At 70.6% G+C, this 18,335-nt stretch carries 12 protein-coding genes; 3 read left to right on the forward strand and 9 right to left on the reverse strand.

Annotation, left to right across the window (positions count from 1 at the left end):
- Positions 1–9: 9 nt before the first annotated feature.
- The 4 genes from ML539_RS03180 to murC are packed head-to-tail and all read right to left on the reverse strand — an operon-like array spanning position 10 to position 5,510.
- Positions 10–906 (reverse strand): carbohydrate kinase family protein, encoded by an 897-nt coding sequence (locus tag ML539_RS03180; RefSeq protein WP_243320564.1) that lies wholly within the window; start codon positions 904–906, stop codon positions 10–12.
- Positions 903–1,499, reverse strand: coding sequence for a UbiX family flavin prenyltransferase (locus tag ML539_RS03185; protein WP_243320566.1), 597 nt, complete (start codon positions 1,497–1,499; stop codon positions 903–905). The genes ML539_RS03180 and ML539_RS03185 overlap by 4 nt, the downstream gene beginning before the upstream one ends.
- Before the next feature lie 8 nt (positions 1,500–1,507).
- Positions 1,508–4,135 carry a M14 family zinc carboxypeptidase gene (locus ML539_RS03190; protein ID WP_243320568.1) on the reverse strand — a complete coding sequence of 876 codons (2,628 nt, stop codon included), beginning with the start codon at positions 4,133–4,135 and terminating at the stop codon, positions 1,508–1,510.
- A gap of 7 nt (positions 4,136–4,142) precedes the next feature.
- Positions 4,143–5,510, reverse strand: coding sequence for a UDP-N-acetylmuramate--L-alanine ligase (gene murC / locus ML539_RS03195; protein ID WP_243320570.1), 1,368 nt, complete (start codon positions 5,508–5,510; stop codon positions 4,143–4,145).
- Between the two features lie 219 nt (positions 5,511–5,729).
- Between murC and ML539_RS03200 the strand changes: the two genes are divergently transcribed.
- Positions 5,730–6,491, forward strand: coding sequence for a hypothetical protein (locus ML539_RS03200; protein WP_243320572.1), 762 nt, complete (start codon positions 5,730–5,732; stop codon positions 6,489–6,491).
- Positions 6,492–6,619: 128 nt separating this feature from the next.
- Here ML539_RS03200 and ML539_RS03205 read toward each other — a convergent pair whose 3' ends face one another.
- The 4 genes from ML539_RS03205 to ML539_RS03220 form a co-directional block, all read right to left on the reverse strand.
- Positions 6,620–7,567 (reverse strand): diacylglycerol kinase family protein, encoded by a 948-nt coding sequence (locus tag ML539_RS03205; protein ID WP_243320574.1) that lies wholly within the window; start codon positions 7,565–7,567, stop codon positions 6,620–6,622.
- Between the two features lie 25 nt (positions 7,568–7,592).
- Positions 7,593–9,113 (reverse strand): hypothetical protein, encoded by a 1,521-nt coding sequence (locus ML539_RS03210; protein WP_243320575.1) that lies wholly within the window; start codon positions 9,111–9,113, stop codon positions 7,593–7,595.
- Positions 9,110–10,075 (reverse strand): glycosyltransferase family 2 protein, encoded by a 966-nt coding sequence (locus ML539_RS03215; RefSeq protein WP_243320577.1) that lies wholly within the window; start codon positions 10,073–10,075, stop codon positions 9,110–9,112. The genes ML539_RS03210 and ML539_RS03215 overlap by 4 nt, the downstream gene beginning before the upstream one ends.
- Positions 10,076–10,155: 80 nt before the next feature.
- On the reverse strand, positions 10,156–11,025 hold the full coding sequence (locus ML539_RS03220; protein WP_243320579.1) for an RluA family pseudouridine synthase: 870 nt from the start codon (positions 11,023–11,025) through the stop codon (positions 10,156–10,158).
- A gap of 310 nt (positions 11,026–11,335) precedes the next feature.
- Here ML539_RS03220 and ML539_RS03225 point away from each other — a divergent pair, with 310 nt between their 5' ends.
- Together ML539_RS03225 and ML539_RS03230 are read left to right on the forward strand one after the other, a co-directional pair.
- Entirely contained in the window at positions 11,336–14,473 is a 3,138-nt protein-coding gene (locus tag ML539_RS03225; protein WP_243320580.1) for a C45 family autoproteolytic acyltransferase/hydolase, read from the forward strand.
- Positions 14,474–14,629: 156 nt separating this feature from the next.
- A complete protein-coding gene (locus ML539_RS03230) occupies positions 14,630–17,620 on the forward strand; it encodes a VIT domain-containing protein (RefSeq protein ID WP_243320581.1) in 2,991 nt (996 codons plus the stop codon).
- A 177-nt stretch (positions 17,621–17,797) separates the two neighbouring features.
- Here the strand turns inward: ML539_RS03230 and ML539_RS03235 are convergent, their stop codons facing one another.
- The gene (locus ML539_RS03235) at positions 17,798–18,226 is read right to left on the reverse strand and encodes an Rrf2 family transcriptional regulator (protein ID WP_243320583.1); all 429 of its coding nucleotides are present in this window, start codon (positions 18,224–18,226) and stop codon (positions 17,798–17,800) included.
- Positions 18,227–18,335: the final 109 nt, after the last annotated feature.

An 18,335-nucleotide genomic window follows, 5' to 3' on the forward strand; every position in this document is an offset into this window, starting at 1 on the left:
TTCCGGGCCTCAGCGGGACCGGGCGTCCAGTTCCCGGGCCGTGATGAGGCCGGAAGAGGTCCCCCGAAGGGTGCAGGCGTGGCGGGCGGCGATCTGGCCCCGCCGGATGGATGCCTCCAGCGATTGTCCTTCCATCACGTAGCTGGCGAGGAACCCGACGGCGAGGGCGTCGCCGGCGCCGTTGGTGTCCACCACGGGCCGCTCGCCGGCCACGGGCGGGAAGAAGGCGATGCCGCCGCGGGTGCCCAGGGCGCAGCCCTGCGCGCCCATGCCCGACACCACGATGCGATCGGGATGACCGGCCAGGAAGGCCTGGATGAGCGTGGAGGGATCCCCGTGATTGGCGGCGGAGAAGAAGAGGATGTCCGCCTGCTCGATGAAGTCGCGCCGATAGGGATCGGCCGGGTCGACGACATCCTGGAGGTCACAGGCCACGGTGAGGCCCAGCTCCTTCGCCACCGGAAGCAGGCGGCGGGCCCAGTCCGGGATGTTGACGTGCGCCAGCCGGGCGCCGGACATCACCTCGCGGCAGCGCGGCAGGTCCAGATCGAGGCCGGCGCGCCCCTTTCCGTCGTAGAAGTTCTTCCGCCGGCCATCGGGATACATGAGATTTACGCTTCGGGCGGTGCCCGTCGGGTCCACGCCCAGGCCGCGCAGGTCGACGCCCGCGTCCGCGAGGCGCTCCCGGACGGCCCCGCCCGCGGCGTCCTCGCCCACGTGGCCGATGAAGCCCACGCGCCGCCCCAGGGCCGCGTAGCCCAGGCTGGCGTAGCCCCCAGCCTGGCCCACGCAGTCCAGGTTCTCCGTGAAGTTCCCCTCCACGGTCCAGTCGATGCCTTCCGGCGGAAGGTACACGTTGGTGTCGAGGCCCGCGCACCCGACGACGACGACCTCGGGGGGGATCATTCCTTCCACCGGCGGGAATCGCGTTCCCGCAGCCCCAGCTGGTCCAGCACCCGGGTGGCGAAGGTGTCGTAGAGGTCGTCGAGGGCCTGGGGGGCGGTGTAGAAGCTGGGCATGAGGGGCATCACGATGGCGCCGGCGTCGTGGACGCGGAGCATGTTCTCCAGGTGGATGCGGTTGAGCGGCGTCTCCCGGAGGCAGAGCACCAGGGGGCGGCGCTCCTTCAGGCACACGTCCGCGGCGCGACTCACGAGGGATTCGCTCACGCCGGAGGCGATGCGGCCCAGGGCGCCCGCGCTGCACGGCACGATGGCCATGCCGTCGTGCCGGTGCGAGCCGGACGAGATGTCCGCGCCCAGGTCGCGCTCGTCCCGCAGGCCGACTTTCGGCAGGGCGGCCAGGTCCTTCGGCATGAGGCCCGTCTCGTCCAGCAGGCAGCGCTTCCCCGTGGGAGAGAACAGCAGCGCGATCTCCTCCACGGCGAGACTGGCGGACAGGCGCCGGAGCACGGCCACGCCGAAGGCCGAGCCGGAAGCGCCGGTGATGGCGAGGGTGAAGCGGAGGCCGCCGGGGTTCGTCATTCGGTCGTCCCTCATGCCAGGGTTCATTCTGGAGCAGGCCGGTAGGCCCCGAAGAAGATGGCGTTGAACAGCAGGCGGCGCGTGAAGGGCGCCTGCCCGCGGAAGACCGGATCGCCCGCCACCAGGATCACCGCGCCCCGGCCCAGCTTCTCGCGGAGGGCGTAGGCGGTCTGTTGGAGCCTGGCTTCCATGGCCTTCGGCACCAGGCCGGAGACCTTCAGCTCCTCCTTGCCGTAGTGGAGGGGGTTCTCGCCCCCCTGGCTCAGCTCGAGGATGGGGTCGCTGGTGTCGAGCACCGCCGCGCCGCCCTCGGCGTGGAGGCCCCAGGCCAGAGGATGGCCGCCGTCCACCTGGACCTTCAGGAAGGCTCCCGGAATGCTCTCCTCCAGGGCCCGCTCCTCGCGCTTGTCCCAGGGACGCACCAGGTCCGCGGGATCGGCCTTGGGCGCCTCGCGCTTGGGGTCCTTCTCCTTCAGCCGGGCCTCCTCGGCCGCCTTGGCGAGCAGGTGGTAGCCCGTGGGGGTGAGACCGGCGCGGGAGGCGTAGGCCGCCCCGCCCTGGAAGGCCAGCAGGCTGCCGCCCTCGGTGACCCAGGCCTTCAGCTTCGCTGTGCCGCCCTCGCCGAGGGCCTGCTGCCAGGCTTTGCCCTGGGCGCCATCGTCCACGACGAGAATGTGGGTGAACCGGCCCAGGGGAACGGCTCCGAACCGGTCGGTCCGAAGCTGCACGAAGGGCAGGCCGGCCTCGGTGAGGGTGTGGGCGAGGGCGCCGAAGGCCATGGGGTTGGCGGGACGGTCCATGAGGATGGCGATGCGGGGGGCCCGCAGGATCAGGGTCCGGTTGGACCCCAGATCGGGCCCTGCGTCCATCTGGGCGGTGTCCATGGCCACCACCGGGTGGTGGTTCTCCCGGGCGAGGGCCTGCAGCCGCCCGGCCAGGAATTCCTGGTTCGTGCGCCGGGGCAGGATGATGGTGCCCGCTCCGAACCGCTGGCCCCGGAAGCTGGCCGGTTCGGCCAGGACCATGGCCGAGAAGCCTTCCTGGAGGAGGGCCGCCACGGTGCGTTCGGCCCCCTCGTGGCCGGCGGGGATGAGGTAGCCCCAGGCCGCCTCGGGGAGCGCTCCCTCCTCGGCCACCGTGAGGGCTGCCGTGGCGACCCTGGGACGGCCCTTTGCCCGCCAGGCGGGCACATGGAAGGCCAGGGGCAGGCTCCAGGCCGTGAGGTCGTACGTGGGCTTGGGGCCCATGTGGGCCTCACCCTCGAGCAGGGCCTGGGCCAGATCGCCCCGGGGCTGGTCCAGGGGCACCAGGTAGCTGCCCGCGGGCAGGCCCGGGGCCCTGGCGACGCCGATGGGCTCCAGACCCGCGGTTCCCAAGGGGGCCGTGGTACGCAGCACCTCGACGCCGTTCCGCCCCAGCAGGTCCACGAGGGCCCTCGTCCGGCCCGGATCGTCCCCCTCCGCCAGGAGGAAGGCTCCGGCGCGGTCGCCCAGGGCCACACGCTCACGGCGGGCCCGCTGGTAGTCCCAGAGAAGGGCCTGGCGCTCGCTGGCGGCGGTGGCCACGGTGGCCAGGCTGGCGGCCACGTGGCGCTGGATGCGCCCCTCGAGGGTGAGGATCTCGCCATCCTGCCGCTTGTAGGCGGGCCCGCCCTGGCCCGCCACTTCGAAGGTCATGCCCACGGCGCCCTGGAAGGTGGGCCAGGAATCCCCGTAGCCGGGGTAGAAGAGATCGAACACGTCCCGGCTGAAGTAAGCCCAGCCGCGGGCGTCGAAGGCCCGGGCCACGCCCTTCCCGAAGGTCGCCTGCCAGCGGCCGGAGAAGGCCGCGGGGAGCGCCTCGTGGATGGGTTGCATGGTGGGCGGGAAGTAGTAGGTCGCTTCGGGCCACATCTCGTGGTGGTCCGCCAGCACCTGGGGGTTCCAGCGCAGGAAGGCGGCGGTCTTGGCCCGCGACTCGCCCTGGGTCTGCCAGGCCCAGTCGCGGTTCAGGTCGAAGAGCCGGTGGTTGAAGCGGCCCCCGGGCCAGCGCCCGGTGTTCGCGGCGTCCATGGGGTCGTTGGTGTTGAAGGGGGTCGAGGCTTCCGCCACGGCCTGCCGGTGCCGGGCCAGCCCGTCCGGGTTCTGCGTGAGGTCCATGAGCAGCACCACGCGGTCGAGCTGCTTCAGAACCTCCGGCTGGCGGGAGGAGGCGAAGTGGTAGGCCACGGCCAGGGCCGCCTCGGAGCCGGAGGCTTCGGAGCCGTGCACCGAGTAGCCCAGCCACACGAAAGCGGGGTTGGTTTCGGCGATGCGGCGGGCCTCGTCCTCCCCGCAAGTGCGGGGATCCGCCAGCTTCGCGTTGAAGGCCTGCAGCTCGTCGAGTCGCTTCAGGTTCTCCGGCGCGCTGATGACGAGGAAGGGCTGCTCCCGCCCCTCCTCCGTGACGTTCAGGGTGAGGAGCTTCACCCGGTCCGGCGCGGCCGAAGCCAGGGCGCGTACGTAGGCGAGCAGGTCGTGGTGGGAGGTGTAGCGGGTGCCCAGGTCTGGCCGGGGCACCTCGGGACGGCGGTCTCCGGCCGGCAGCAGACCGGGCGGAAGACCGGCCAGGAGGCTGATCGGGCCGCAGGCCGAGACGATGAGGACAGGCAGGAGGAGGGAGCGCCGCCTCATGGGCGCCTCAGGCCAGGCCCAGGAAGGCCGGTCCGGCCTGCGTGATGGAGCCCGCGCCGAAGGTGATGAGCAGATCCCCGCTGCGGGTCAGGCGCCTGAGGACCTCAGGCAGATCGTCGATCCGCCCGGCGAGGTGGACGTCCTTCTGGCCGTGGGCCCGCAGGGCCTCCACCACCGCGGCGCTGTCCACGCCCTGGATGGGGGGCTCGCCGGCGGGGTAGATGTCGGTGACCACCACGGAATCCGCCTCGAAGAACGCCGTGCTGAACTCTTCCAGCAGCGCCCTCGTTCGGCTGTAGCGGTGGGGCTGGAAGGCCGCCACGATGCGGCGGTCCGGGAAGCCGGCGCGGGCCGCGGCGAGGGTGGCGGCGATCTCCGTCGGGTGGTGGCCGTAGTCGTCCACCACCAGCACGCCGTCCTTCTCGCCCTTGACCTGGAAGCGCCGGTCGGCACCCGTGAAGGCGGCCAGGCTGGTGCGGATGGTCTCGCGGTCGATTTCGAGTTCCAGGGCGACGCCAATGGCCGCCAGGGCGTTCAGCACCATGTGGTGGCCCGGCACGCCCAGGCTGAAGGCGCCCAGATCCTCGCCGTAGGCGCGGACTTTGAAGTGGGTGCGGAAGCCCTCCTGCCGGATCTCCTGGGCGCGGATGTCCACCTGGGGGTGGGTGCCGTAGGTGCGCACCTGCCGCTTCAGGCGCGGGCGCACGGCGGCGGCGTGGGGGTCGTCCATGCAGAGGAACACCGATCCGTAGAAGGGCACCTTGTTGGCGAACGCCACGAAGGCCTCCTGGATCTCCTCCAGGTCGCGGTAGTGGTCGAGGTGCTCCCGGTCGATGTTGGTTATGGTGGCCAGGGTGGGGTTCAGCATGAGGAAGCTGCCGTCGCTCTCGTCGGCTTCGGCCACCAGGATGTCGCCCTTGCCCAGCTTGGCGTTGCTGCCAATGGTGCCGAGCTTGCCGCCGATGACGATGGTGGGGTCGAGGCCGCCCTGACTGAGCACCTGGGCCACCATGCTGGTGGTGGTGGTCTTGCCGTGGGAGCCGGCCATGGCGATGCCGTACTTCATGCGCATGAGCTCCGCCAGCATCTCGCCCCGGGGGATCACGGGCACCTTGGCGGCGTGGGCCGCCACCACTTCCGGGTTGTCGCCCTTCACGGCCGACGAGATCACCACCACCTGGGCGCCTTCGATGGCCTCGCCCTTGTGGCCCAGGTGCACCTCGATGCCCAGGCCCCGCAGGCGCTGGGTGACGGCTGTCTCCCGCAGGTCCGAGCCCGACACCCGATAGCCCAGGTTGGCGAGGACCTCCGCGATGCCGGACATGCCGATCCCGCCGATGCCCACGAAATGGATGTGCTGGATCTTGCCGAACACCTGGAGACCCCCATGTTTAAGCAGGTGTCAGGATACCCCAGCTCCTGGCATGGCTCTGGCATCCTGATGGGGTTCCCACGGAACCATGGGGGGTGTGTGATGAGGACGCTCGATACGCAACTCCGCGCCACTGCGCTCGTTTCCTGTCTTCTAGCCGTCGCTCCCGTCTGTGGCGCTTCGCCACAGGAGGAGCGGGGCCGTCGCGCAACGCCACAGCCCATGCGTCCCATGGCCGACCGGCCCGCGCCTGACGCATCGCGGGCCGGCAGTCCCCGGAGCCTGGGCGGGCCCATGGCGGGCGACCGGATGGATCGAACGGACCGGCACCCGGGGATCCGCACGCCCCGGGTCGATCCCCGTCCTGCAGACCTCGCCCCCCGCGCCAGGAACATCAGCCTGTACCCGGGCACCCAGGTGGTGGTGCCCCCGGCCTGGAACCGCTGCTCTGCGATTCCCTCGGCCCGCTACTGGCAGCGGCGCGACATCATGGCGGAGATCCAGTGGCTCTCCCGCCGCGGCTACATCCCCGTGACGCCCCTGGGGGGTACGGTGGAGTCTCTCTCGGACTATGTCCAGGTTCCCGCCGGGTGGCGCGCCTATGGGGTTTCTGTCCCCGCGGGTGGCACGATTCAGGTGGAGGTCCAGCACACCAAGCTGGGCTGGTTCAGGCTCATGCTGGTGGACAAGTGGGGCCAGCCCGGACCAGGCATGATGCAGGCCGCCTATGCGCACCAGCCCGTCCTCGTGACCTACAAGAACCCCCACAAGGAGGCCACGGCCGTCTACGTCATCGTGGATGATCCCGCCTGGTGGTCAGACGCCCGGGATCCCTACACCCTGGTGGTCCGCCGGAACTGGGACCCCGCCACGGTGGACCTGAGCGGAGTGAAGATGGTGGCCGGCCTCTGGGGCGCCAGCCCCAGCGTCAGCGCCGAGTTCCGCGGACCAAGCCTCACCGGACCGGCGGTCTTTCCGCATTGATGCGGTCTGGGGGTTCCCCCCGCAACGCATGCGCTGCGGGGATCTGAGGTCGCGCTGCGCGCACGCCCCCAGACCCCCGCGCAGAAGCCCGGCTGAGCCGGGCTTCTGCTTTATCCACCCGGAGAGACTCACTGCCAGGGGCAGGCGCCCGTCACCCACATCCGGAAGGCCCGGGGCTCCACGGTCAGCTCGGCGCGGTCCCGCTCCGGGGCGGGCTCGCCGTCCAGGTGCCAGGGTAGGGGGCGCTCCAGGCGCAGGGTAGCCCGGCGGATCCGTCCCTCGTGGCGGAGGGCCGTGTGTCCGCCCTCCTGGAAGAGCCTGGGCGCTTCGGTGAACAGCGTGAGCCAGGTGGGCCGGGCCAGGGTGGCCCACTGGAGGCAGCCGTCCGTGGGATCGGCGTACGGAGCGATCCACAGCCCGCTGCCGTAGGTGGGGAGGTTCGCGAAGCAGAGGCTCCAGGCGGATTCCGGCAGCCTTGACGCGTCCGGGTGGAAGGCGGCGCGGATGCGCTCGATCCGGCCGTCCGAGGGGGGCATGGGCGCCTCCTCCGCCTCCCAGGCCAGGGCGGCCGGCTTCCAGGTGCGCCACAGCTCCAGGGTGGCCCGGGCGTAGGCGGCGAACCCGCGGCCGGGAAGGCCCGCGAAGCGGTGCGCCACGGCGGCTTCGAAGCCGGTGCCGCAGACATTCACGAAGGGGATGCCGTCCAGGAGCGGAAGGTCCATGTGCACCTCCCGTCCTTCGAGCAGTCGCCGGAGGGCGCCGGCAGGCTCCAGGGGGGTCCTCAGGCCCCGCACCAGCCCGTTCCCGCTGCCGCCGGGGATGGCCCCGAGGGCCACGGGGCAGCCACGCTCGAACAGCGCCCTGGCCGCGTGGTGGATGGTGCCGTCCCCGCCCCAGACGAGCAGGGGCCCCTCCGCCCGCCGGGCCTGGTCGATGGCGGGTTCGAAGTCCCAGGGAGGCCCGAAGGGGAGGACCTCTACGCGGTCCCGCAGGGTCTTGGGCAGCGGCCGCAGCAGGGCGTCAGGATCCTTCGGGGTCGTGCCCGAGGCGGGATTGAAGAGGATCGGAAGTCTCATGAGGCGAGGATACCCGCTCGTGCCCTCAATCCAGGGCGACCACCAGCGCGGTGGGATCCTCGTAGGCCACCCGGAAGGGGGCCTGGCGGAGCTCGGGGTAGCCGGGAGCCCGGGCGGCCCGGAGGACAAGGTACCGAGCGTGGAACCGGGCCTTCATCTGCTCGGCGTCCAGGCGGACCTGGTGCCGCCGCAGTCGCTCCAGGAGCTTGGCCCGGTCCGCGTCCTCCCGCAGGGAGTAGGTGGGATCCAGGCCCCAGAGGAACCGCTGCCGGTAGCCGTCGTAGAACAGCTCGGGGAAGTCGTCCCAGTAGAGGTTGATGACCGTCTCGCCCGGGGCCAGGTTCGCGGCCATCCAAGTGCAGGCGCCGGTGAAGTGCCGGGGAGGCGCAGCCTGAGTCTGGTAGAACCGGTAGAACGTCAGGGATCTTGCGTGGTACCCCACGAGCGCGGCCAGGGCCAGCGCCCCCGCCGCCAAGCGGACGGGCCGCCGAGCGGTCCACCAGGTGGACGCCTCCAGCAGGGGCCACAGGTCGCGGGCCACCAGCGCCCAGGCCGCAGGCACGAGCAGGGCCGAGTACTCGGCGAATCGCGGCGTGGCGATGGTGAGGCCAAACCAGAAGAGGGCCGCCGCGCCCAGGCCGAGGGTGCCCGGGGCGAGGCGTTTCCGGGCGAGGAGGAGGGTCAGGGGCAGGGCGAAGGCCAGGATCAGCAGGAGGGGGTAGATGTCCCAGAAGACCGGCCAGGAGTACGGGTAGAGCTCGTTGCCCAGCTCGAAGCCGGAGGCGGCCGACCCCTGGAGGCCCAGGCGGAAGACCTGCACGTAGGTGAGGAAGGTCTCGAGCGTGAGGGGCGTGTAGGGGTGGATGGCCAGCCCCAGCACCGAGCCGGCCCCCGCCGCCAGGGGCAGCCGGAGGTCCGGCCGTTCGCCGCCGAGCCAGGTACCCAGCACGAAGGGAACCGCCGTCATGAGCAGCACGAAGGGGACGGTGTAGGCCCAGGCATAGACGAAGCCCAGGGCGAGCAGGGCCTTCCAGCGCTTCTGCAGCAGGAAGTGGAGGCCCAGCACCAGGAGCAGCATGCTGAGCACATGGGAGCGGAGCATCCCCAGGCGGGCGATGAAGAGGCCGCCCGTGGCCAGCGTCAGGGCCGTGAAGAACGCCGGGAAACGGACGCGGTGGGCCCGGAGCACGGCGTAGAGCGCCGCCAGGACCGCCACCGACAGCAGCACGCCGAAGATCCGGGCGCCCAGGATGGGGTCGTGGCCGATCCGCGCGAAGGGGGCCATGGCCAGGTGGTAGAGGAACTCCTTGTCGCAGAAGTGCTCCCGCCAGGTGCTCAGCTGGGTCCAGGGAAAGCTCCGCGACAGACCCTGGGTGGGCATCAGCGCCGCAAAGCGGGCGTGGAAGTAGCCGTCCCGCTCGAAGAGGCCCTTCTGGAGCCAGGCGGTGCCCCCGAACAGGAGCAGGGCATAGAGGAACAGGCCCCCCGGGGCGGCCCAGGCCTTCAGGCGGGACGTCCATCCTTCTTGCATCTGGGGTGGGTTCATCGCCCTTCCTCCCTGGCCGGGCCTCCGCCCACGGCTGGGATGGCCAGGTAGGCCATGCGCTTCAGCTCCTTGCGGCCCCGGGTGACCGTGTCGAGGATCAGGCCGCAGGTGTAGCCCAGGGCGGAGATGACCATCATCCCGGTGGTCAGAATCGCCGTGGGGAACCGCGGCACGAGGCCCGTGCGGAAGTAGGTCACGAAGATCGGCACCGACAGGCCGATGGCAGCCAGGGCCAGGAAGGTCGAGAGGACAGAGAAGAACTGGAGCGGCTGCTCGTTCCGGTAGAGCGAGGCGATCAGGCGCAGGATGCGGAACCCGTCGGCGTAGGTGCGGAGCTTGCTCGCCGAGCCCTCCGGCCGCGCGCCGTAGGGCGTGGGCAGCTCGGCCACGGGCATGGCCAGCTCCAGGGCGTGGACGGTGAGCTCCGTCTCGATCTCGAAGCCCCGGGACAGCGCGGGGAAGCTCTTCACGAAGCGGCGCGAGAACACCCGGTAGCCCGAGAGGATGTCCGTGAAGCGCTGGCCGAAGAGCAGGCGCACGGCCGTGGTGAGCAGGCGGTTCCCGAACCGGTGGCCCCGGCGGTAGGCCTGGGTGTCCCTCTCTACCCGGCAGCCCACCACCATGTCCAGCGACCGGCTCCGCAGGAGGTCCACCAGGGCCGGGGCGCTTGCGGCGTCATAGGTGGCATCGCCATCCACCATCACGTAGACGTCCGCGTCGATGTCCGCGAACATGCGGCGCACCACGTGGCCCTTGCCCTGGGCGGTCTCGAAGCCCACGAGGGCCCCGGCCGCCCGGGCCACCTCGACGGTGCGGTCCGTCGAGTTGTTGTCGTAGACGTGGATGACGGCGCCGGGCAGGGCCGCCCGGAAATCCGCCACCACGCGGGCGATGGCGGCCTCCTCGTTGAAGCAGGGGATGAGGACTGCCACGCGGGCAGGGGCTGGGGCGGGGAGGTTCATGCATGCCGTCCGTGCAGGGCCCGTCGAGGCTCCGTGGGCCCATTCTGGACCAGGAGATAGGTTGGGGCCAGCGGCTTCGGTCAGACCCGGAACCGCAGCGGCGGGGCCTCCAGGCGCAGGTCTTCGCCGGTGACGGGATGCTTCAGCCCCAGGCGCCAGGCGTGGAGCCAGAGGCGGTCGGACGGACCGCCACCGTAAAGAGCGTCGCCCAGGACGGGCCGGCCCAGGTGGGCCAGGTGGACGCGGATCTGGTGGGTGCGACCCGTGTGGATGCGGGCGACGACATAGTGCCCGGGCACGAGGCCTGCGGTCTCCTCGGCCGTGGCGGGGCGGAAGTCCGTGCGGGCGGATTTCGGCTCCATGAGGTCGCCCTCGCAGCCGAAGCGGCCGGGGTCGGCGCCCCGGAGGCGGCCGATGGGGGCCTCGATGGTGCAGGCCTCCAGGGGCTCGGAGATCCGCGCCAGGTAGAGCTTTTCAAGGTTCCTGTCCGCGAAGGCGGCAGCGAGGCCTGGGTTCGCCTTGGCGTCCTTGGCCAGCACCAGCAGGCCCGAGGTGCCCTGGTCCAGGCGGTGGTGCAGGAACAGCTTCAGCTCCGGCCGCTGGGTCTTCAGCAGGGCCAGCAGGTCGTGGCGGTCCGTGGCCCAGGTGCCCTGGGTGGCGATGCCGGCCGGCTTGTCCACGGCCAGGAGCCACGCGTCCTCGAACACGATGGGGATGGCCGTCGTCGGCACGGGCGGCAGGTCGGGATCGTAGGCCACGCGGACCTCGAGCCCCGGCTTCACCAGCTTGCCGGCCACCTTCACCCGCCTGCGGTCCACCTGCACACCGCCCAACTTGAGGGCCTCCCGGGCCGCCCGGCGGGACAGGTCCGTCCGTTTCGCGATGAGCTGGTCGAGGCGCAGCTCGGCGTCCTCGGGATCCACGGTGAAGGTCCATTTGCGAAGCGTCATGGTTCCAGCGTAGCGGGTGTGACGAACCCATCCCTTCGGCTGGCGGCCTGGTCCGTCAAAAAAGGGAACGCGAAGACCGCGAAAACGCCCTTCGGGCGCACGAAGCAGGCCGCGCCAGGCGCGACCTGGGGCCGAATGCCCGGATGTCCTATGCCGAAATGCCAATGGTCTTTCTTCGCGGTCTTGGCTCTCTTCGCGCTATTCGCGTTCCTCTTTTTGCCTGAGGGGGTGGAATCAATGAAGGGGGTGCCTCAAAAAGCGAGGCAATTCCGCGGCGGGTTTTGGCATGCTGGAGGGCGGAGGCTCCCCCATGATTCGAACGCTTCGCGTCGGGATCCGAACGCTTCGCGCCGGGCTGCTGATGGCCCTGGCGGTGCTGGCCACCGCCGCCGACATCCCCATGTCCGGGTTCGCCCTGAAGCCCGGCTCCACCGCCCAGGCCCAGGGACTCCGCCTGACGGCCTCGCCGGAAGGCTCGGAGGCCACGCTGGCGTCGGCGCCCGTGACGCTGAAGGTGGGTGAGCTGTACCGCCTGACCGCCACCCTCCGCACCCAGGGCGTGAAGGCCGATGCCCTGGCCCGCTACCCCACGGCCCTGGGCGCCTGCCTCTCCATGGAGAGCTTCCCCTTCACCAACGCCTCCCAGAGCGTGGCAGGCACCTCCGAGCGCCAGGTCTCCGTGCTGTTCCTGGCCACCAGTCCCACGGACCGCGTGCAGCTGCACCTGGGCCGCAACGGCAGGGCCACCGGCGCCGCCACCTTCAGCAACCTGAAGCTGGAGAAAGTGGAGGACATCACCCAGTTCATCCCTCTGCAGACCGTGCGCTGGGCCGGGAAGGGGTTCCGCTACGAGATGGGCGGCTGGACCTTCCTGCACATCGAAGGTTCGCCCTACGCCCGGGGCCGCCAGCACGGCGAGCTGATGGCCGACGAGATCGTGCGTTACATGACGAAGCTCGGGGTGCTGAAGAACGCGGCGGACCCTGTCCGCGGCTGGACCGACCAGCGGCAGACCGCGGACGCCCTCTTCTTCCGCAAATACGACGTGGAGTTCCTGGAGGAGATGAAGGGCATCGCCGACGGCGCCGCGAAGGCTGGCGCCGCCTTCAAGGGCCGGCCCGTGGACCTGCTCGACATCGTGACGCTCAATAGCGTCGTGGACATGAGCTCCCTCCAGGAAGGCCTGGCCCGCGCCGCGAACCCGCTCACGGGCCGCACCTTCATGACCGGCGACGACGAGATGGCCAAGGGCGGCGAGGGCGACCACTGCTCCTCCTTCGTGGCCACCAAGGGCGCCACCAAGTCCGGCCGTTTCATCTTCACGCAGATGTTCATGTGGAACGGCTACACGGGCACCGAGTGGAACGTGATGCTCGACGTCGTCCCCGAGAAGGGCCACCGCTTCGTGATGCAGACCTTCGCTGGCGGCATCCACAGCGGCACCGACTGGTACCTGAATGCCGCGGGCCTGGTGATGGGCGAGACCACCGTGGGTCAGACGCCCTTCAACCCCGACGGCACGCCCCAGAGCAACCGCATCCGCAAGGCCGCCCAGTACGCCAACAGCATCGACGAGGCCGCCGAGATCCTCTTCAAGCAGAACAACGGCCTCTACACCAACGACTGGACCATGGCCGACACCAAGACCGACGAGGGCGCCTGCTTCCTGCTGGGCACCGAGAAGACGCGGATGTGGCGCACCGGCACCAAGGGCAAGGCAGCCGACACGCCCGCTCACCACCGCGAGTTCATCTGGGCCAACAACAACAACCGGGACCTGGAGGTGCGCGGCGAGTATGTCGCCAACCCCGACAACGCCCCCGCGGACCTGGCCTTCAATACCTGGAACCGCGACATCGCCTTCCAGGAGGCCTTCAAGGCCTACGGCAAGGGCGGCTTCGACATCGATGCCTCCACTCGCCTCCTGGCCAGCAGCCCCATCAACCGGCCCCACGCCTGCGACGGCAAGCTGACCACCTCGGAGATGGCGGAGAAGCTCGTCTTCATCGCCCACCAGGGCAAGACCACCCAGCGCGAAAAGATGGTGGGCGGCCGCTGGATCGCCGACCTGCCCGGCGCCACGCCCCACCTCACCTACGGGTATACGGCGTTCAGTCCGATCTGGGTGACGGCCAAGCTCCAGGCCGCTCGGGCGGCCTGGAGTGTGGAAAAGCCTGCGAAGGCGGCTCCGGTGCCGGACGTGGCAGGGGTGAAGGAGGCGTTCTCGTTTGATGCCAAGGGGCTGTGGACGGGGACGGTCAAGCCGGCCTCGGACGCGGACAACTGGTTCGTCAGCGGGTCTGCGGCCTACTGGCGGCAGCTGAAGCACCTGCCGTCCAGCCCCGCCAAGGCCTTCGAGGCGCAGTCCGCGGACCTGGCGGAGCTCGCCACGCGCCACCTCTGGCTGGAGCGCGTCGAGGGCGTCAAGGCGCCGCTCGCCACGGTCACCGACTACGACCACTACGGGGCCTACCAGATTCCCCGCATCCGGGGCGTCTTCGCCCTGCACCAGCTGCGGCTGCAGCTGGGCAACGCCGCCTTCGCCAAGGCCATGCAGACTGTCCAAGGCCGCTTCGCCGGGAAATCGGCCTCCACCGCCGACATCCTCAAGGCGCTCTCCGACGGGGCCGGGAAGGACGTCGCGCCCTTCGTCCGGCCCTGGCTGGAGCGGGCGGACCTGCCCGCGCCGAAGGTCCAGGCCCGAGTCGAGAAGGTCAAGGACGGCTTTGATGTGAAGGTGGTGGTGGCCCAGGCCGGCTTCGCCTATCCCTTCGTGGCCTTCGCCAGTCTGGAGACGGAACAGGGGGCGAAGCTGGAGCGGCTGGCCGTGGCCGGCGCGCAGGCCACCTTCACGCTCCACAGCCAGGCCCGGCCCACGCGCCTGGTCTTCAACGCGGGGAGCGACCTCCCCATGCCCCGGGCCAACGCCTGGGTGCCGGGCAACCTGCTGGACGACTGGGGCCACGCGAGGCTGGTCTTCGGCACCGGCCGCGAGGTGGAGGCCCAGCGCACCCTGGCGCAGGCCTACCGCGAGTCCCTGGCGGACAACATGACCGAGGTGCTGCTGCCCCTGCAGCCCGATGCCGAGGTGGGCGACGCCGACCTGGCCGCCAGCGACCTGGTCCTCTTCGGCGGCCCCGCCGACAACGGCGTGGTGGCGCGCCTCCAGGCCGAAGGCAAGCTGCCCGTCGAGACTGGCGCCGGGTGGTTCCGGTGGCAGGGCCGCACCTACGGCCGCCCCGACGACGGCCTCCTGGCCGCCTTCCCCAATCCCTGGAACCCCAAGCGCATGATGGTTCTCGTCCTCGCCAACAGCCGCGTGCAGCAGTGGGCCATGACGAAGACCGTGCCCCGCGGCCTGCTCGGGTGGGCGGTCTACCGCGCCGGGGAGGTGAAGGAGAAGGGCCAGGCCGCCACCGAGGGGACGGTGGTGGACTTCAAGCCCTGAAGGCCTGTCCCGGCCTGGACGAAGGAGCCGCCGCCTGGCGGCTTCTTCGCGTACGGGCGCGCGTCCCCGGGCAAGGATGGAGACCTTAGGATCATCTTTCCTGGGGCGGAAGGGGCGGGACCGCTACAGTGGTTCCAACCCTCCCACAGGTGCGTCATGTTTCGCCGCTTCGCGCTCGCCCTTCTGGCCCTCCTCCCGCTGTGCGCCCAGGAGCGGCTGCCCATGCCGCAGATCCGCATCCAGGAAGGGGACCGATCCGTGCCCGCCCGGATCCACGATCTGAGGATCGATGTGAAAGTTGTGGGCCATGTCGCCACGACCACCTGGGACCTGACCATCCACAACCCGCAGACCCGAGTGCTGGAGGGCGAGCTGGTCTTCCCCCTCGGCGAGGGCCAGACCGTCTCCCGCTTCGCCATGGATGTGAACGGGCGGCTCCGCGAGGGCGTGGTGGTGGAGAAGGCCAAGGGCCGCCGGGCCTTCGAGGAGATCGTCCGCCGGGGCGTGGATCCCGGCCTGCTCGAGAAGACGGTGGGCAACAGCTTCAAGGCGCGGGTGTATCCCATTCCCGCCCGGGGGTACAAGCGGGTGGTCCTGGCCTACGAGCAGGAGCTGGCGGACAGCGGGCCCGGAGAGCTGCTCTACCGGCTGCCCCTGGCCTTCACGGACAAGGTGGCCACCTTCGGCCTGAAGGTGGAGGTCCTGGACCAGCCGGTGGCGCCCCGGGCCACGGCCAGCCCCCTGGCCAATTTCCCGTTCAAGTCCGTGCGCCGGGGCTACCTCGCGGAGGAGGTGCGGAGCGACTTCCTGCCGGACCAACCCCTCGTGATGTCCATCCCGCGGGCCTCCGACAGCGGGCAGGTGTTCGTGGAGCGCCGGGACGGGCAGGACTTCTTCTTCGTGATGGTGCACCCGCGGATGGCCCGGGAGGCGAAGCCCCTTCCCCGGCGCCTGCTGGTGGTGTGGGACGCCTCGGCCAGCGCCCGGAACCGCGACCTGGCCCGGGAGCTGGGCCTGCTGGAGGCCTACCTTCGGCGCCTGGGCACCTGCGAGGTGAACCTCTCCGTCTTCCGTGACGCGGCCGAGCCCCTGAAGGCCTTCCGGATCCAGGACGGGAATGCCGCCGGCCTGATCGCCCACCTCAAGAACCTGCCGCTGGACGGCGGGACCTGCCTGGGCGCCGTGAAGCTGAAGGACCTGCGGGTGGACGAGACCCTGCTGTTCTCCGATGGCCTGGGCACCTTCGGCCCCCGCGAGGCCCAGTTCCCTGAGGCCCCCCTGGTGGCGGTCAACAGCGCGCTGACGGCCGAGCACGCCCTCCTGCGGGCCCTCGGCGAAGGGCAGGGCGGCGAGTACCTCAACCTCCAGAACCTCAGCGCGGAGGAGGCCCTGAAGGCCCTCACCACCCGGCCCCTGGCCTTCCTCCGGGCGGTCACCGAGCGTGGCGAAGTGGCGGAGGTCTATCCTGGCGCGGGGCGGGTGGTCCGGGGGCCCTTCGGGCTGGCGGGCCTCCTCAAGACCCCGCGCGCCCGGCTCACCCTCCAGTTCGGGTTCGGCCGCAGCGTCCGGGTGACTCGGACCTTCGACCTCGATGCGGCCAAGGCCGCCGAAGCGGCGCCCGTGGCGCGGATGTGGGCCCAGCGGAAGCTCGCTGAACTGGAGCTGGATCCGGCCCGGAACGCCAAGGCCATCCTCGCCCTCGGCCAGGCCCACGGCCTCGTCACCGAAGGCACGAGCCTGATCGTGCTCGACGACGTGGCCGACTATGTGCGCTACCGGATCGCCCCGCCGGAGGATCTCCGGGCCGAGTACGACCGCCGTGTGGCCGACGAGACCCAGCATGCAGGTACGCGGGAGAAGGACCACCTCGAGGCGCTGGTGAAGCAGTTCGAGGAGCGGAAAGCCTGGTGGGCCACCGAGTTCAAGGTGCCGCCCAAGCCCCGGCCTTCGTCCACGGAACCTCCGCCACCTGGCGCCCCTGGCGGCGTCCCCGGCGGTGTGATCGGCGGGGTCGTGGGGGGCGTCGTCGGCGGCACCGTGCGCCGCGAGGATGGACCGCCACCTCCGCCGCCCCCGCCCCCGCCCCCGGGGGCGGGTCGGACCCAGCGGAATCGCCCACCCGCCCAGGCCGTGGTGGAGGTGGTGGCGTCGGTGCCTGTTTCAGATCGGACCGAGGTCAACACGGCCGCGAACCTCTCGCCCGGTGTGACCGAAGGGATGGAGTCGGCCGCCATGGGGACCATCGACCTCAAGCCCTGGTCGCCCGACACGCCCTACCTGAAGGAACTGAAGGCCGCCCCGGCCAAGGACCGCTACACCCTCTACCTCCGGCAGCGGGAGACCTACGGGAAGACGCCGGGCTTCTTCCTCGACGTCTCCGACTTCTTCCGGGACCAGGGCGAGAAGGACCTGGCCCTGCGCATCCTCTCCAACCTGGCGGAGCTCAAGCTGGAGAGCGCCCCCCTGCTGCGGATCCTGGGCTACCGTCTCCGCCAGCTGGGTCTGCCGGACCTGGCGGTGTGGACCTTCGGCGAGGTGCTGCGGATCCGGGAGGAGGAGCCCCAGAGCCGGAGGGACCTGGCCCTGGCCCTGGTCGAGGCCAGGCAGCCCCAGAAGGCCGTGGGCCTCTTCTGGGAGCTGGTGAAGACGCCCTGGGACGGGCGGTTCCATGAGGTGAACCTCATCGCCCTCGGTGAGCTCAATGCCCTCCTGGCGACCTCGAACACCAAGCTCGACGCCTCGGCCATCGATCCCCGCCTGGTGGCGAACCTGCCCGTGGATGTGCGCGTGGTGCTGAACTGGGACACGGACAACAGCGACATGGACCTGCACGTGGTGGATCCCCGGGGCGAGGAGTGCTTCTACGGCCACAACCGGACCGCCATCGGGGGTCGCATCAGCCAGGACGTGACCGCCGGCTACGGACCGGAGGAGTTCCTCCTGCGCCGCGCCCTTCCAGGCGCTTACTCGGTCAGGGCCCGGTTCTACGGCACCCGCGAGCAGACCGCCATCGGCGCCACGACGGTGACCCTGGAGCTGTACCTCCGCTACGGGACGGGGCGGGTCGAGAACAAGTCGATCACCCTGCGCCTGGAGGGTCCGGGCCGCACCGTGGACATCGGGACCTTCCGGTTCGAGGGGGACTGACGGGATACGCTCTGCCATCCGGCGGTCCTGTGGCATGACCTCCTCGCCGGATCCTGGCTCCGCAGAGGACATCGAGTCCTCTGCTCTGCCATCCGGCGGTCCTGTGGCATGACCTCCTCGCCGGATCCTGGCTTCGCAGAGGACATCAAGTCCTCTACTTCGCCATCCGGCGGTCGGTCAAATCGAATATCCGTGGCTGTCCACTTCGAGGGCCTGCTGCTTGAAGGCGAGGTCAGCGAGGGTGGCGCTGCGGAGGACGGTGCGGGCGGCCTCGGTGCTGCGGGTCCAGAGGTCCCGCACGGCGCGGGCGCCGGGGGTGGCGTCGGGGGGCAGGCTGGCCGGGCCCAGGCGGCCCTCCAGGGCCTCCAGCACCTCCAGGGCCGTGATGTGGCTGGGGTGCCGGACCAGCTGGCAGCCGCCATTGGGACCGCGCTGCACCTTCACCAGGCCGGCAGCCTTGAGGGGCCCCAGGAGCACCCGGATGAACTTCGAGGGCAGGGCCTGGCGCTCCGCCACCACCTCCACCTGCACGGGGCCGTGGCCGGCCTGGAGGGCCAGCTCCACCATGAACTGCAAGCCGTAGCGCCCCTTGGCCGATCCGCGCATGACATGCCTCCCTTGGAGAGCTACTTTAATACATAACAAAAAGAATTGACAAACTTGACAATATCCAATTTCCCTTCATACTCCTGGATTCCGGCCCTGCCCGAACCCA

This window comes from Geothrix sp. SG200 (assembly GCF_022808935.1).
Lineage (GTDB): Bacteria > Acidobacteriota > Holophagae > Holophagales > Holophagaceae > Geothrix > Geothrix alkalitolerans.